This is a genomic window from Paraburkholderia phytofirmans OLGA172, from assembly GCF_001634365.1.
GTDB lineage: Bacteria > Pseudomonadota > Gammaproteobacteria > Burkholderiales > Burkholderiaceae > Paraburkholderia.
In genome coordinates this window covers 2,464,118-2,478,812 of the sequence record NZ_CP014578.1, presented here as the reverse complement: position 1 = coordinate 2,478,812, position 14,695 = coordinate 2,464,118, and the positions used below count along the sequence as shown (strand labels likewise).

The 14,695-nt window shown below is 62.1% G+C and carries 10 protein-coding genes; 7 read left to right on the top strand and 3 right to left on the bottom strand.

Translation table 11 applies throughout. The features are described 5' to 3' along the window. Positions 1-39: 39 nt before the first annotated feature. Both AYM40_RS10780 and AYM40_RS10775 read left to right on the top strand, forming a co-directional pair. The gene (locus tag AYM40_RS10780; RefSeq protein ID WP_063496215.1) at positions 40-1,506 is read left to right on the top strand and encodes a flippase; all 1,467 of its coding nucleotides are present in this window, start codon (positions 40-42) and stop codon (positions 1,504-1,506) included. Further along, positions 1,503-3,950: a glycosyltransferase family 4 protein gene (locus tag AYM40_RS10775; protein ID WP_063496214.1), complete on the top strand. Its 2,448-nt coding sequence runs from the start codon at positions 1,503-1,505 to the stop codon at positions 3,948-3,950. The genes AYM40_RS10780 and AYM40_RS10775 overlap by 4 nt, the downstream gene beginning before the upstream one ends. 130 nt (positions 3,951-4,080) lie before the next feature. Here the strand turns inward: AYM40_RS10775 and AYM40_RS10770 are convergent, their stop codons facing one another. Next, entirely contained in the window at positions 4,081-5,274 is a 1,194-nt protein-coding gene (locus AYM40_RS10770) for an acyltransferase family protein (protein ID WP_063496213.1), read from the bottom strand. Positions 5,275-5,517: 243 nt separating this feature from the next. Here AYM40_RS10770 and AYM40_RS41895 point away from each other — a divergent pair, with 243 nt between their 5' ends. The 3 genes from AYM40_RS41895 to AYM40_RS10760 all read left to right on the top strand — a co-directional run bounded on the left by AYM40_RS41895 (position 5,518) and on the right by AYM40_RS10760 (position 7,730). Continuing rightward, positions 5,518-5,661 (top strand): hypothetical protein, encoded by a 144-nt coding sequence (locus AYM40_RS41895; protein WP_181448365.1) that lies wholly within the window; start codon positions 5,518-5,520, stop codon positions 5,659-5,661. Between the two features lie 302 nt (positions 5,662-5,963). After that, entirely contained in the window at positions 5,964-6,881 is a 918-nt protein-coding gene (galU, locus tag AYM40_RS10765) for a UTP--glucose-1-phosphate uridylyltransferase GalU (protein ID WP_063496212.1), read from the top strand. A gap of 42 nt (positions 6,882-6,923) precedes the next feature. Then, a complete protein-coding gene (locus AYM40_RS10760) occupies positions 6,924-7,730 on the top strand; it encodes an IS5 family transposase (RefSeq protein ID WP_063495529.1) in 807 nt (268 codons plus the stop codon). 184 nt (positions 7,731-7,914) lie between these two features. Here AYM40_RS10760 and AYM40_RS10755 read toward each other — a convergent pair whose 3' ends face one another. Both AYM40_RS10755 and AYM40_RS10750 read right to left on the bottom strand, forming a co-directional pair. Next, positions 7,915-10,089 carry a malate synthase G gene (locus AYM40_RS10755; protein ID WP_063496211.1) on the bottom strand — a complete coding sequence of 725 codons (2,175 nt, stop codon included), beginning with the start codon at positions 10,087-10,089 and terminating at the stop codon, positions 7,915-7,917. Between the two features lie 103 nt (positions 10,090-10,192). Next, positions 10,193-10,597, bottom strand: coding sequence for a heme-binding protein (locus AYM40_RS10750; protein WP_063496210.1), 405 nt, complete (start codon positions 10,595-10,597; stop codon positions 10,193-10,195). Between the two features lie 285 nt (positions 10,598-10,882). Here AYM40_RS10750 and AYM40_RS10745 point away from each other — a divergent pair, with 285 nt between their 5' ends. Together AYM40_RS10745 and nirB are read left to right on the top strand one after the other, a co-directional pair. Continuing rightward, positions 10,883-11,758: an MOSC domain-containing protein gene (locus AYM40_RS10745; protein ID WP_063496209.1), complete on the top strand. Its 876-nt coding sequence runs from the start codon at positions 10,883-10,885 to the stop codon at positions 11,756-11,758. 365 nt (positions 11,759-12,123) lie between these two features. Next, a complete protein-coding gene (gene nirB / locus AYM40_RS10740; protein WP_063496208.1) occupies positions 12,124-14,664 on the top strand; it encodes a nitrite reductase large subunit NirB in 2,541 nt (846 codons plus the stop codon). Positions 14,665-14,695: the final 31 nt, after the last annotated feature.

The following is a 14,695-nucleotide window of genomic DNA, read 5'->3' as shown; positions in this document are numbered from 1 at the left end:
CGCAATACCAGGCAAATGTAGTCAAACCCAGGGCATCCGATGGACAAAGGCATTCTCAAGAACGTAGCGATCAACTTCTTCGGGCTGGTACTGCCGACTTTCGTCTCGCTCGTGACCGTGCCGTCGTATATCAAGCTGCTCGGCGTCGAGCGCTACGGCGTGATCAGTCTCGTGTGGACGCTGATCGGCTACTTCGGGATTCTCGATCTCGGCATGAGCATGGCTGCGCAGAACCACATCTCGAAGGCACGCGCCTCGGGCGACAGGAGCGAGAGCGCACGCGTGTTCTGGAGCGCGACGTGGCTCAATCTCGCGACCGGCATCGTCGGTGGCCTGATCATTTATTTCGGCGCGTTTCTGTACACCGCGTACTTCACCAAGGTGTCGCCGGAATTGCAGCACGAGGTCTATATGGCGCTGCCGTGGCTCGCGGTGGCGATTCCGATTGCCAACGTGTCGTGGGTGTTCGCCGGCGCGATCAACGGCGCCGAACGCTTCGGCGTCTACAACACCAATCAGACCATCGGCACCTTCCTGTTCCAGTTGCTGCCGCTTGGCGCTGCGCTGTGGATGGGCGCGACCTTGCAGAACGTGCTGGCCGCCGCGGTGTTCGCACGGATTCTGGCGGCGATTCTGCTGGGCCGTTCCGCGCTGAAGGTGCTGGACATTCGCAGCATTCTTCCGCCGCAGCTCGGCGTGGCCAAGGGACTCTTCAACTTTGGCGGCTGGATGCTGATTGCGAGCGTCACCAACATGATCGCGGAATCGCTCGACCGCGTGATGCTCGGCACGAGTCTCGGCGCGCGTTTCGTTACCTATTACACGGTGCCGCAGAACCTCGTGACGCGATTGAATATCGTGCCGACCGCGCTGGTGCGCACGCTGTTTCCGCGCCTGTCTGCCGTGGGCCGCGCGGACGCGGACACCATCACGCAGCAGTCGCTCGAGTTTCTCAACGGCGTGTTCACGCCGGTCGCGCTGGTCGCCATGCTCGTACTCGAGCCGTTCCTGCATCTGTGGGTCGGCAATGAGATCGCCACCGTGGCGGCGCCGGTGGGCCGGATCCTGATTGTCGCCGTGTGGCTTGTCGGCCAGGCGAACGTGACACGGATTCTGATCCAGTCGCAGGTCAACCCGGCCACTGCCGCGCGCGTCGGCTTGTTCGAATTGCCCTTGTTTGCAGGGGCGATGTGGCTCGGCATCACCCATTTCGGCTTGACCGGCGCGGCGATGGCCGTGGCCGGCCGGGCACTGTTCGATTACGCCGTGCTGCTGCGCCTGTCGGCGATTCGCGCGCGCCAGATCGCGCTCGACATGCTCGCCCACCTCGCTTTTCTGCTGGCCGGCCTGTGGCTTGCCAGCTTCCTGCCGAGTCTCGCTTTGGCGATTGTCGCCGGCGTATTGATGGTCGGCGCGAACGTCGCCTGGTCAATCACGATGACACCCGCTTTGCGCGATCTTGCGCGTTCACTGCTGTTGCGACTGAATCCGAGGAAAAGCGCATGAACCACGAAGTCCTTGAAGAAGCCGTGCTGCAATCCGCGACGCGCAGCGCACTGGCTGAACTCTCCACCGTTCCGGGCGTTCAGGCGCCGCCGCGCCACACGGCGTTGCGCCGCGACAAGACGGTGCGTGTCGCGATCGTGCACGACTGGCTCGTCACCTATGCGGGTGCCGAGAAGGTGCTCGAACAGATCGTCGCGTGCTTTCCGGACGCGGACCTGTTCAGCCTCGTCGATTTTCTCGACGATCGCAGCTTCCTGCGCGGCAAGCCGGTCACGACCTCGTTCATCCAGAAACTGCCGCTCGCACGCACCAAGTACCGCACGTATCTGCCGTTGATGCCGCTCGCGATCGAGCAGCTCGACGTGTCGGCCTACGACGTGGTGATTTCCAGCAGCCACGCAGTGGCGAAGGGCATTCTGACCGGTCCCGATCAGGTGCATATCAGCTACGTGCATTCACCGATCCGCTATGCGTGGGATCTGCAGCACCAGTACTTGCAGCAGTCGAAGCTGACCGCCGGGCCGAAGTCGGCGATGGCGCGGCTGATTCTGCATTACATCCGCAACTGGGATATCCGCACGTCGAATTCGGTGGACGGCTTTGTTGCGAACTCCGACTTCATCGCACGGCGAATCAAGAAGGTCTATCAGCGCGAAGCGCAGGTGATCTTTCCGCCCGTCGACGTCGAAGCGTTTTCGCTATATACCGAGAAGGATGATTTCTATCTGACCGCCTCGCGGATGGTGCCGTACAAGAAGATCGATCTGATTGTCGAAGCGTTCGCGCGGATGCCGGAGCGCAAGCTGGTAGTGATCGGCGACGGCCCCGACATGCAGAAGATCCGCGCGAAGGCGGGGCCCAATGTCGAGATCATGGGCTACCAGCCGTTCAAGGTACTCAAGGAAAAAATGAGCCGCGCGAAAGCTTTCGTGTTCGCCGCGGAAGAAGACTTCGGCATTTCAGTGGTCGAGGCGCAGGCGTGCGGCACGCCGGTGATCGCATACGGCAAGGGCGGGGCGCTCGAAACCGTGCGCGATCTGTCCGAGTCGCGGCCCACCGGCATGTTCTTCGACGAGCAGAACGCCGAGTCGATCATTGCGGCGGTCGAGCGTTTCGACGGCCACATGAAGCGTTTTTCGCCGGTGGATTGCCGTGCGAACGCCGAGCGGTTCTCCGCCGCCCATTTCCGCGAACGTTTCTTCGCCCATGTGCGTGATTCGGTGCCGGCAATGCGCTCGGCGACGCTGCCGCCGTACGTCCCCTATAAAGCCGACGCGGCTGCCAGCGCGCCCCGCATTCTCGCGGTCGACCAGAGTGGCGTGCTCGGGGGCGCCGAGTTGTCGCTGCTGGAGATCGTCAAAGCCTTGCGCGCGCGCATCGAAGTCGTGCTGTTCGACGACGGCCCATTCCGTAGTGCGCTTGCCAGGACCGGCGTGACCGTCAACGTGCTGGACGCCGGCGCATTGCGCAATGTCCGCAAGCGTGGCGGGTCATTGCCAAAGGGCCAGGCGCTCAAGGGCTTGATGTCGCTCGTGCGCGCCACGGTGAAACACGCGCGCAACGCCGAGGTGATCTACGCCAACACGCAGCGCGCGATGGTGATCGGCGCGATTGCCGGCAAGCTCGCGAGGCGGCCGGTGGTCTGGCATCTGCGCGATATCGTGAGTCCCGAGCATTTCGGCGGCAAGCAATTGGCGATCATCAAGTGGTGCGCGCGCCTCGGCCTCTCGCATGTGATCGCCAATTCGGCGGCTTCCGCTCGCGCCTTCGCGGAGCTCACGCAGTTCGACAAAAAGCGTATCGACGTGGTGTTCAACGGCATTTCCGCAGCACCGTTCGACGCGTTGCGCGCGGTCCCGCAAGCGGCGCTGCGCCGGCGTCTGAACCTGCCGCAGGACGTGTTTCTGGCTGGCTCGTTCAGCCGCCTCGCGCGCTGGAAGGGGCAACACGTGCTGCTCGAAGCAATGGTCCTCAATCCGCAGATGCATGCGGTGCTGGTGGGCGCCCCGTTGTTTGGCGAGGAGGCGTACGAGATCGACCTGCATGCCTTCGTTCACGCGCACAACCTCGGCGACCGGGTGCATTTTCTAGGCTTCCAGCATGACATTGCGGCTTGTATGTGCGCGGTCGATGCCGTTGTTCATACGTCGATCACGCCGGAGCCGTTCGGCCGCGTGATCGTCGAGGGGATGCTCGCGCAGCGGCCAGTGGTGGCGGCACGCGCGGGCGGCGTGCTGGAGATCGTCGACGACTACGAAAACGGCATGCTGTGCACGCCCGGCGACGCACACGGTCTCGCCGATTCGCTCGCTGAATTGCGCTCGAACGACGAGCTGCGCAATAAGCTCGTCAGGAATGGGTATCAGACGGCGTTGAGCCGGTTTGGGACAGGAACCTATGTGGAAGGTGTTGCGCGGATTCTGAAGCGCGTGGCGGGGCGTTGAGGTGCTCGCGCGGGCGCTTGAGCGGATGGTTGGGCAAAAGGTGATTTAACGCGCGGGTGGGCAGGGACGTGGCCGATCCCTGTCGTTAGCGCAGCGGAGCGAAAGTCCTGAGGGCCTTCGCTCCGTTTTTTTATCGCGCCGTGCGCGGCTTGAAACTCGCCGACCACTTCATTGCCGGGAGTTCGACCAGCCGGTAGAACACGTACGCCACCGGCACCGCCACCAGCATGTAGCCGAACGACGGCCAGATCGACATTTGCAGCGACGAGCGGAACAGAATGGACGACAGCAGCACGAAGATCGGCAGATGGATCAGATACAGCGAGAAGCTGAAGTCGCCGAAGCGCGACAAAAGACGCACGCCTGGCGTATCCGCATTGCGGCGTTCCAGCGCCTTATACAGGTAGAACGCGAAACCGACCGCCCAGAACTGGAATGCGCCGTACTGCCCGAAATGGAACGCTGCGCAGCCGAGCGCGATGAACGCCGCGGCCAGCGCGTAGAGCCAGATCGACGAACGCGCATCCGGAGCGGCACGGGTCTTCGCATCGGCGATCCACGCACCGAGCGTCCACGAAAACCAATAGGACGTGAAGAACTGGATATCGTGGCGCTCGAGCACATAGGCGGACACCACGTTGATCGCCGCGACGATCGCCAGCACGGACGTCATGCCCAGCCGCCGGCGCAGCGCGAATAGCAGCGGATAGATCGCGTAGAACTGCACTTCGAGCGATAGCGTCCAGAGCGCGCCGTTCGATCCATACGTCTTGCCGGCCACGCCTTGCAGCGAAAACAGATTGACAAGGAACGCCTGCAGGCCGATCTCGCGGATCTTGTGATTGACCGGCGGCAACTGCAAGCTGAACCAGTCGAGCGCAAAAGTCAGCACGAGCGCTGCCAGCAGCACCGGATAAATGCGCGCAAAGCGGCGCACCCAGAAATTGCCGGTGTCGAGCCGGTAGTCGGGATTTTTCGCGAGGCGCAGCGCGCCGCCACGATGAATGCAGTAGCCGCTGATCACGAAGAAAATCGGCACACCGGCCGAGCCCCACGCAATCGGGAACGTCAGATACGCGGCAATCGTACTCAGACTGAATGAATGGCCGACGCTTTGGTGAAAGGTCTGCATGCCAACCCATTCGACCTGGCGGCAATGAAAATACGCGACCAGAAGCGCGGCGAAACCCCGCATTGCGTCAATCACGTGTTCCTTGCCGGCGCTGTCGGCTAGCGTTTCGCTCTGCGCGCGCGGCGCGGCTGCCGGCCGTGACGGGGCGAGGGGCAGGGATGAGCCGGCGGCATTCAGGGCTGAGTCGCTCATGCGCGGTCCTTATTCTGAAGGAAGAAATAGCTTATTGCCGGGCGCGCCGTACGCGCCCGTGGTGCATCACATGCTAGTGCACCACGGAGGCAAAAAAATCCATAAAAAATTGCGTATCGAATCGAATTAAATGGCGATTTTGTGACGAATTGTAATTGGGCATAAGCACATGCTACAGCGAATTATTTGCCGGTTTTTTCGTGCTAATTTAAGGCACGGATTCTCTTGACCTGAGGTGAAGTCATGAACCTGCATTTACTCGCCGGCATTGCCGTGCTGCTGATCCTTGTCGCCGCCTCCGCCTACCGGGAGGCGCTGCGCAACGAGCCGATCCGCCGTTTTCGGATCAACCCAGGCAAGCTGCCTCAACTCGAAGAGCACGAATGAGCGGCGCCCGGGAGCGCCTGAGCGGGTCCGCGATTCGCGTCCGGACCCGTTTGAGGCTCGCCGATATCCGCTTCGCCGAATACGTAAAATTTTCGGGATTTCCGAAAATAATTCGATCCCGCTACGTAATTGTTTCCTGATGAAGGCCACGATCGGGAATGACGAAAGAGAATCGATTTATTTATTCGAATCGAAAAAATAACGCCAGAAATGAATTAATTTTTTGTTAGTCTTTTCGGCGACATCGAGTGGCCGCCAGGCCCGCGACACACTAATTTCTAACCGATGTGGGAATGCCTACCATGCTGAAAGTCACCAAAGCTGTGTTTCCCGTAGCGGGCCTCGGGACACGATTCCTGCCGGCTACCAAAGCAAGTCCCAAGGAAATGCTGCCGATCGTCGACAAGCCGCTGATCCAATACGCGGTTGAAGAGGCGATTGCCGCCGGCATCACCGAGATGATCTTCGTGACGGGCCGCAGCAAGCGCGCTATCGAAGATCATTTCGATAAATCCTACGAGATCGAAGCGGAGCTCGAAGCGCGCAACAAGCAGAAGCTGCTCGACCTCGTGCGCAGCATCAAGCCGGCCAACGTCGACTGCTTCTATGTGCGTCAAGCCGAAGCGCTCGGCCTGGGCCATGCGGTGCTGTGCGCCGAAAAACTGGTGGGCGGCAGCCCGTTCGCCGTGATTCTGGCGGATGACTTGCTGCACAGCGAGAAGCCGGTGATGAGCCAACTCGTGGACACGTTCAACCACTATCACAGCTCGGTGATCGGCGTCGAAACCATCGCGCGTGAAGACAGCCGCTCGTACGGCGTCGTGGACGGCCGCGAGTGGGAAGACAATGTGATCAAGCTGTCGGGCATCGTCGAAAAGCCGGCACCGGACAAGGCGCCGTCGAACCTCGGCGTGGTGGGCCGCTATGTGCTGATGCCGACCATCTTCAAGCATATCCGTGCGCTCAAGCCGGGGGCCGGCGGTGAGCTGCAATTGACCGATGCGGTGCAATCGCTGCTGACTGAAGAGCAGGTTCTCGCGTACCGCTACTTCGGCACACGCTTCGATTGCGGCAGCAAGCTGGGCTACCTGAAGGCGACGGTTGAATTCGCGCTGCGTCATCCGGAAGTGAAAGCGGATTTCGAAGCGTATCTGCAATCGTATCTGCAGGCGAATATGCAGGCCAGCGTGCCGGCGCAATATACGGCTGAAGCGGCTTAGAGGGTGTTAGGAACTTTGAGTTAGACCTGGTATCCTGGCGGAATGAAAAACCGCAGGCCATACCCAACGGATGTGTCGGATGAAGAGTGGTACTTCGCCGCTCCGTACCTGACCTTGATGAACAAAGACGCGCCGCAGCGCCGCTACGAACTGCGCGAGATGTTCAACGCGCTGCGCTGGATCGTACGTGCGGGTGCGCCGTGGCGTTTGTTGCCCAATGATTTTCCACCGTGGGAACTGGTCTACCAGCAGACGCAACGCTGGATTCAGGCAGGCTGTTTCGAGGCGATGGTGAATGACCTGCGTTCGATCATCCGGATCGCACAGGAGCGCCGTGGTCAACCCAGCGCGGTCATTCTCGACGGGCGGACCCTGCAGTCGACATGCGAGAGTGGGCCTCGCGCCGGTTACGACGGCTACAAACGCAAACGCGGCAGTAAGGTCCACATGGCGGTTGATACTTTGGGGCAGTTGCTTGCTGTGCATGTTACGCCGGCCAACGAACAGGAACGCGCGCAGGTCGGAGAACTGGCGCGTCAGGTTCAGCAGGCCACGGGCCAGACGGTCAAGGTGGCGTTCGCCGATCAGGGATATACCGGCGAAGAGCCTGCGCAGGCGGCACTCGACGAAGGGATTGAGCTTCAGGTAATCAAGCTGCCGGAGGCGAAGAAGGGCTTCGTGCTGTTGCCGCGCCGCTGGGTGGTCGAGCGCAGCTTCGGCTGGCTCAACCGGTTCCGACGACTGGCCAGAGACTACGAACGATTGCCCGAAACCTTGGCTGGTTTGCATTTCGTCGTATTCTCCGTGCTTATGCTTGTTCACTTTGCAACCCTTAACAAAAGTGCCTAACACCCTCTAAGGATAAGAGGCCGCTTCAACAGCTTCAACAGCTTCAAGCAGCAGCAACGCGCAAATTAAAAAACGGGCGCCGCATCATCCGGCGCCCGCCTTTCTTTTCGGCCTGGTTTTCGGCTGCGACCCGGGCGGGCCCGAAAGATCGAGCCTTATACCCAAGCCACCGCCAAAGAAGCCTTTACTGCTCCTTCTTCACTTCCAGCCGGAACTTATGCAGCAACGGTTCCGTATAGCCGCTCGGCTGCTGGCGCCCCTCGAATACCAGCGCTTGCGCGGCCTTGAACGCCAGCGTGTCGAAGCCCGGCGCCATCGGCTTGTAGTGCGGATCGCCCGCGTTCTGCTCGTCGACCACCTTCGCCATACGCTTGAAAGTCTCGTCGACCAGCTCGCGCGTCACCACGCCGTGATGCAGCCAGTTAGCGATGTGCTGGCTGGAAATACGCAGCGTCGCCCGGTCTTCCATCAGGCCAACGTTGTGAATGTCCGGCACCTTTGAGCAGCCCACGCCCTGATCGATCCAGCGCACCACGTAGCCGAGAATGCCTTGCGCGTTGTTCTCGATTTCGCTGCGAATCTCGTCCGCGTTCCACTTCGCCTCGGCGACGACCGGAATCGTCAGCAGGCCGTCGAGCAGTTCGTCGCGCACTGTCGAGTAGTCCGTGCGTTCGAGTTCCTGCTGAATCGCCTGCACGTCGATCTGGTGATAGTGCAGCGCGTGCAGCGTCGCGGCGGTCGGCGAGGGCACCCATGCGGTGTTCGCGCCGGCCTTCGGATGCACGATCTTCTGTTCGAGCATGGCATGCATCAGATCGGGCATCGCCCACATGCCCTTGCCGATCTGCGAGCGGCCACGCAGGCCCGCGCTCAAACCGACCAGCACGTTGCTGCGTTCGTACGCCGTAATCCATGCGCTCGACTTCATGTCGCCCTTGCGCATCATCGGGCCGGCTTCCATTGCCGAGTGCATTTCGTCGCCGGTGCGGTCGAGGAAACCCGTGTTGATAAACGCGACACGCTCGGACGCTTCGCCGATACAGGCGAGCAGATTGACGCTCGTGCGGCGCTCCTCATCCATGATGCCCATCTTGATCGTGTTGCGCGGCAGCTTGAGCAGGTCTTCGACGCGCGCGAACAGCTCGCTCGCGAACGCGACTTCGGCCGGGCCGTGCATTTTCGGCTTCACGATATAGATCGAGCCGGTGCGCGAATTCAGCTTGTGCTTGCGGTCGTGCAGCGCGCACAGCGTCGTGATGACGGCATCGAGAATGCCTTCCGGAATCTCGTGCCCGTCTTTGGTCAGCACGGCCGGGTTCGTCATCAAATGGCCGACGTTGCGGATGAACAGCAGCGAGCGGCCATGCAGCACGACCGGCGCTGTGCCGTTCGCGGCGGTGTACACGCGGTCGGCGTTCAGACGGCGCGTGAAGGTCTTGCCGCCCTTCGTGACTTCCTCCGCCAGGTCGCCATTCATCAGGCCGAGCCAGTTGCGATAGAGCTGGACCTTGTCGTCCGCGTCGACTGCTGCAACGGAGTCTTCGCAGTCGATGATCGTGCTCACCGCCGCTTCGACCAGCACGTCCTTCACATGCGCCGAATCGGATTTGCCGATCGAATCGTTCGCGTCGATCTGGATTTCGAAGTGCAGGCCGTTGTGCTTCAACAGCACGGCGGACGGTGCGCTCGCATCGCCCTGATAGCCGATGAATTGCGCCGGCGCTTTCAGTTCGGTCTTGCCGCTCTTCAGCGTGACGACGAGCTTGCCGCCTTCGACGCTAAAAAGCGTGGCGTCGGCGTGCGAGCCGTTCGTGAGCGGTGCGGCCTGATCGAGAAACTTGCGGGCATATGCGATCACCGCGGCGCCGCGCACCGGGTTAAAGGCCTTCTGCTTTTCGGCGCCGTTGGTTTCGGGGATCGCATCGGTGCCGTACAGCGCGTCGTACAGGCTGCCCCAGCGTGCGTTCGCTGCGTTCAGCGCATAGCGCTGATTCGACAGCGGCACGACGAGCTGCGGTCCGGCCTGTTCGGCGATTTCAGTGTCCACCTGGTCGGTCGTGGCTTTGACGCTCGCCGGCACCGGCACGATGTAGCCGATGCCTTCGAGGAAGGCGCGGTACGCGCGCAGATCGCGCACCGGGCCCGGATTGGCGCGATGCCAGGTGTCGAGTTCGGTTTGCAGGCGGTCGCGCTCGGCCAGCAGCGCACGGTTTTTGGGCGCCAGCTCGTGCACGAGGGCGTCGAAACCTGACCAGAATGCGGCGCTGTCGATACTGGTGCCGGGCAGGGCTTCGGTTTCGACGAACTGGTCGAGATTGGCGGCGACTTGCAGTCCACCGCGCGGGTTCATCTGAGTCATCGACTGCTCCATCTTTGAATGGGACCGATGAGGGGGCATCGGTCCGTGTTGTGCGTCGTTTTTATTGCCGTCGCTTTGAACGGATTTCGAGCGAAATGCGAACTTAAGCGGCGATTGCCTGAATACCCGCGCGGGCGATTTGCGCGTCCTGATCCGACTTCACGCCCGACACGCCGACCGCGCCGACCACCTGGCCGTCGACGATCACCGGCACGCCGCCTTCCAGCGTGCCTTGCAGCGGCGCGCTCAGGAATGCGGTGCGGCCGTTGTTGATCATGTCTTCGTATACCTTGGTTTCGCGGCGGCCGATCGCCGAAGTGCGGGCTTTTTCCGTCGCGATGTACGAACTGGCCGGCGAGCTGCCGTCCAGACGCAGCATGCCGAGCGGGTGACCGCCATCGTCGACCACCACGATGGCGACGGCCCACTGGTTCTTCTCGGCCTCCGCGCGGGCGGCTTCGAGGATTCGGGTCGTTTCGGCAACGGTCAACACGGGTTTGCTCAGCATAATCAATTTCCTGTTTCGGTTACGGTAGGGATGCTTCCAGGCAAACTTGCCAGCCTTGTTTTAGCCAGAGCGCTTCGCCTGGGGATTTTACGTCCAAGCGCGGCCGGAAGAAACGGCCGCATGGCCCAGCCGGTTTCAAGCAGCGCGCCGAATCCCGCCGGATTCGGAATCCCCCGGCGCAAACCCTCGCTCAGCAGGCGTGCCGAGGCAGGACGTTCAACGCGTGGCAGCGTTTTACAATCGGGCATCAACACAAGAAATCGCGTGTTCCTCACGCTCCACACCATGCCCACCATCAGCGAGCTTTTTGTCTATCCGATCAAATCCTGCGCCGGCATTGCGCTCAATGAAGCACGCCTGCTCGCCACCGGCCTCGAATACGACCGATACTGGATGGTCACCGACCCGGGCGGTGCGATGCTCACACAGCGCGCGTATCCCCGCATGGCGCTGATCCATGTCGAACTCGGCGAACGTGATCTCGTGATTCGCGCGCCGGGCATGAGCGAGTTGCGCACGCCGCTCGACGCCGCCGGACTCAGCGCGCCGCAACCGGTGCAAACCGTGGTTTGGGACGACGCGGCCTACGGGCTTGACGCCGGCGAAGAAAGCGCCGCCTGGTTTTCAGCGTTTCTCGGCGTGCCGGCGCGGCTTCTGCGCTTCAATCCCGAGCGCGCGCGGATTGTCGATCCGGACTACACCGGCAGTGTCGGCGGCGCCACCACGCATTTCGCCGATGGTTTTCCGCTGCTGGTGATCGGCCAGGCCTCGCTCGACGATCTGAACCGGCGCCTGAACAGTAAGGGCGCTCCGTCGATTCCGATCGACCGGTTTCGCCCCAACGTCGTACTGACGGGACTCGATGCGTACGAAGAGGATTATGTCGAGAGCCTGAATGTCGACGCAGCCGGGGATCGGGCCGTGCAGTTGCAACTGGTCAAGCTGTGCTCGCGCTGCCCGATGCCGACCATCGATCAGGCGAAGGGCGCGCCCGATCCCGATTGGCCGAACGAGCCCACCGACACCATGAGCCTCTACCGGGCGAATCCGCAGCGAAATGGTGCGCTGACGTTCGGCAACAATGCAGTCGTTGCGCGCGGCGCCGGAACGTGGCTGCGCGTCGGGCAAGCGGTCGAGGCCGAATTGGGCTTTGGTGATTAGGCTGGGCTCAAGCACGCGCGCAGTGCTGCGTCGCACCACCCCTGTGCCTCGCTGCATCAAAACGTATTGCGCCCCGGACTGACGGCACGTCTGTGCCATTCGCCGCCGGGCCCCGTGCCACGGTGCTGCAGTGGGAATTTTGCACGGTTGGCACAAGCTTTGCATTAAGCCTGTCATCGGATCAACGTGGATCCGTCGCGAGCGCAACAACATGGCGCTCGCCGCAGCACAGGTCAGGACAACGGCGTCCCCCGAATTCAGTCATCGACTGGGTTCGCGGGACGCCGTTTTTATTTCCGGAATCGCTTTCGCGCAGCAGCCCTTCGGCAGCGATTCGAGCCCAGCACATTGAGGAAGCCGCGGTCATGAAAATCATCGTTATCGGTCACGGGATGGTCGGCCACAAACTGGTCGAATGCCTCGCACAAGACGCGGCGCACGGCCTCGATATCACCGTGCTGTGCGAAGAATCCCGCCCGGCGTACGACCGTGTGCATCTGTCCGAATTCTTCGCAGGCAAGACGGCGGACGATCTGTCGCTCGTCGAGCCGGGCTTCTTCGAACGCCAGAACGTCTTGCTGAAGCTGAATGCGAAAGCCGTGGCGATCGATCGCGACGCGCGCACCGTGACGGTATCGACCGGTGAGACGCTACCGTACGACAAGCTGGTGTTCGCCACGGGCTCCTATCCATTCGTGCCTCCCGTGCAAGGCCGTGAACGCGCCGACTGCTTCGTCTACCGCACCATCGACGACCTCGAAGCGATGCAGGAATGCGGCGCCCGCTCGAAGACCGGCACGGTGGTCGGCGGCGGCCTGCTCGGTCTTGAATGCGCGAAGGCACTGCGCGACATGGGCCTGCAAACACACGTGGTCGAATTCGCGCCGCGCCTGATGGCGGTTCAGGTCGACGAAGGCGGCGGCCGCGTGCTGCGCACCAAGATCGAGGAACTCGGCGTGACGGTGCACACGCAGAAGAACACCTCGGCGATTGTCGACGGCGAAAACGGCACGCATCGCATGCAATTCGCCGACGGCAGCTTCCTCGACACGGACATGATCGTGTTCTCCGCGGGCATTCGTCCGCGTGACGACCTTGCACGCGAGAGCGGCCTCGCGCTCGGCGAACGCGGCGGCATCGTGATCGACAACGCGTGCCGCACCAGCGACCCGCACATCTATGCGATCGGCGAGTGCGCGTTGTGGAACGGTCAACTGTTCGGCCTCGTCGCGCCGGGTTATGACATGGCGCGCACGGTGGCGAAGCAACTGCTCGGCGACTCGGCGGAATTCGCCGGCGCCGACATGAGCACCAAGTTGAAGCTGATGGGCGTGGACGTCGCCAGCATCGGCGACGCGCACGGCAACACGCCGGGCAGCCGCGCGTATCAGTTCAGCGACGAACGCAAACAGGTCTACAAAAAGCTGGTGGTGTCCGAGTGCGGCAAGTATCTGCTCGGCGGCGTGATGGTCGGCGACGCGAGCGAATACGGCACGCTGCTGCAGATGATGTTGAACCGGATCGAGTTGCCGGCATCGCCCGAATTCCTGATCCTGCCGTCGTCCGACGGTCTGGCGAAACCCGCGCTCGGCGTCGAGGCATTGCCCGCCGGCGCGCAGATCTGCTCGTGCAACAACGTCTCGAAGGGCGACCTGTGCGCCGCCGTGTGCGCGGGCGCGACCGACATCGGCGCGTTGAAGTGCGCGACCCAGGCCGGCACCTCGTGCGGCGGCTGCGTGCCGCTCGTCACGCAGGTGATGAAAGCGGAGATGAAAAAGCAGGGCCTCGCGGTCAACAACCACCTGTGCGAACACTTCGCGTATTCGCGCCAGGAGTTGTATCACATCGTGCGCGTAGAGGGTTTGCGCAGCTTCGGCGAATTGCTGGAGAAGCACGGCCACGGCCTCGGCTGCGACATCTGCAAGCCGGCTGTGGCGAGCATCCTCGCCTCGTGCTGGAACGAATTCGTGCTGAAGAAAGAGCACGCTTCGCTCCAGGATACCAACGATTACTACCTCGCCAACATCCAGCGCGGCGGCACCTATTCCGTTGTGCCACGCATGGCAGGGGGTGAAGTGACGCCCGACGGTTTGATCGCGGTCGGTCAGGTGGCGAAGAAATACGGCCTCTATACGAAGATCACCGGTGGCCAGCGGGTCGACCTGTTCGGCGCGCGGGTCGAGCAACTGCCGTTCATCTGGGAAGAACTGATCGCGGCCGGCTTCGAATCGGGCCATGCGTATGGCAAATCGTTGCGCACGGTGAAGTCGTGTGTGGGTTCGACGTGGTGCCGCTACGGAGTCGGCGATTCGGTGGGCCTCGCGATCGAACTCGAGAACCGCTACAAAGGCTTGCGCACGCCGCACAAAATCAAGTTCGGCGTATCCGGCTGCACTCGCGAATGCGCGGAGGCGCAGGGCAAGGACGTCGGCATCATCGCCACCGAGAAGGGCTGGAATCTCTACGTCTGCGGCAACGGCGGCATGAAGCCGCGCCATGCCGAATTGCTTGCCTCGGATCTCGACAAGGAATCGCTGGTGCGCTACATCGACCGCTTCCTGATGTTCTACGTGCGCACGGCCGACCGTCTGCAACGCACCAGCGTGTGGCGCGACAACCTCGAAGGCGGGCTCGACTATCTGATCGACGTGGTCGTCAACGATCACCTCGGCGTGGCCGCGGAGCTCGAAGCGGAAATGCAGCACGTGGTCGAAACCTACGAATGCGAATGGAAGAAAGCCGTCACCGATCCTGAAACGCGCAAGCGCTTCCGTCACTTCGTCAACAGTGGCGAGCCGGACAGTAACGTCGCCTTCGTCGAGGAGCGCGGCCAGATCCGGCCCGCGACGACAGCCGAGCGGCGCTCGAAGCTCGCTTCGATTCCGGTGGTTGCCGAAACCGTCTGATTCTTTCCCGTGTCATTCACTGAGAACTTCA

What these genes read in the sequence shown, in the direction of transcription:
- AYM40_RS10775 (WP_063496214.1), top strand. Translation starts at nt 1,503, where the DNA reads ATGAACCACGAAGTCCTTGAAGAAGCCGTGCTGCAATCCGCGACGCGC.
- nirB (WP_063496208.1), top strand. Translation starts at nt 12,124, where the DNA reads ATGAAAATCATCGTTATCGGTCACGGGATGGTCGGCCACAAACTGGTC.
- AYM40_RS10745 (WP_063496209.1), top strand. Translation starts at nt 10,883, where the DNA reads ATGCCCACCATCAGCGAGCTTTTTGTCTATCCGATCAAATCCTGCGCC.
- AYM40_RS10750 (WP_063496210.1), bottom strand. Translation starts at nt 10,597, where the DNA reads ATGCTGAGCAAACCCGTGTTGACCGTTGCCGAAACGACCCGAATCCTC.
- AYM40_RS41895 (WP_181448365.1), top strand. Translation starts at nt 5,518, where the DNA reads ATGAACCTGCATTTACTCGCCGGCATTGCCGTGCTGCTGATCCTTGTC.
- AYM40_RS10770 (WP_063496213.1), bottom strand. Translation starts at nt 5,274, where the DNA reads ATGAGCGACTCAGCCCTGAATGCCGCCGGCTCATCCCTGCCCCTCGCC.
- AYM40_RS10780 (WP_063496215.1), top strand. Translation starts at nt 40, where the DNA reads ATGGACAAAGGCATTCTCAAGAACGTAGCGATCAACTTCTTCGGGCTG.
- AYM40_RS10760 (WP_063495529.1), top strand. Translation starts at nt 6,924, where the DNA reads ATGAAAAACCGCAGGCCATACCCAACGGATGTGTCGGATGAAGAGTGG.
- AYM40_RS10755 (WP_063496211.1), bottom strand. Translation starts at nt 10,089, where the DNA reads ATGACTCAGATGAACCCGCGCGGTGGACTGCAAGTCGCCGCCAATCTC.
- galU (WP_063496212.1), top strand. Translation starts at nt 5,964, where the DNA reads ATGCTGAAAGTCACCAAAGCTGTGTTTCCCGTAGCGGGCCTCGGGACA.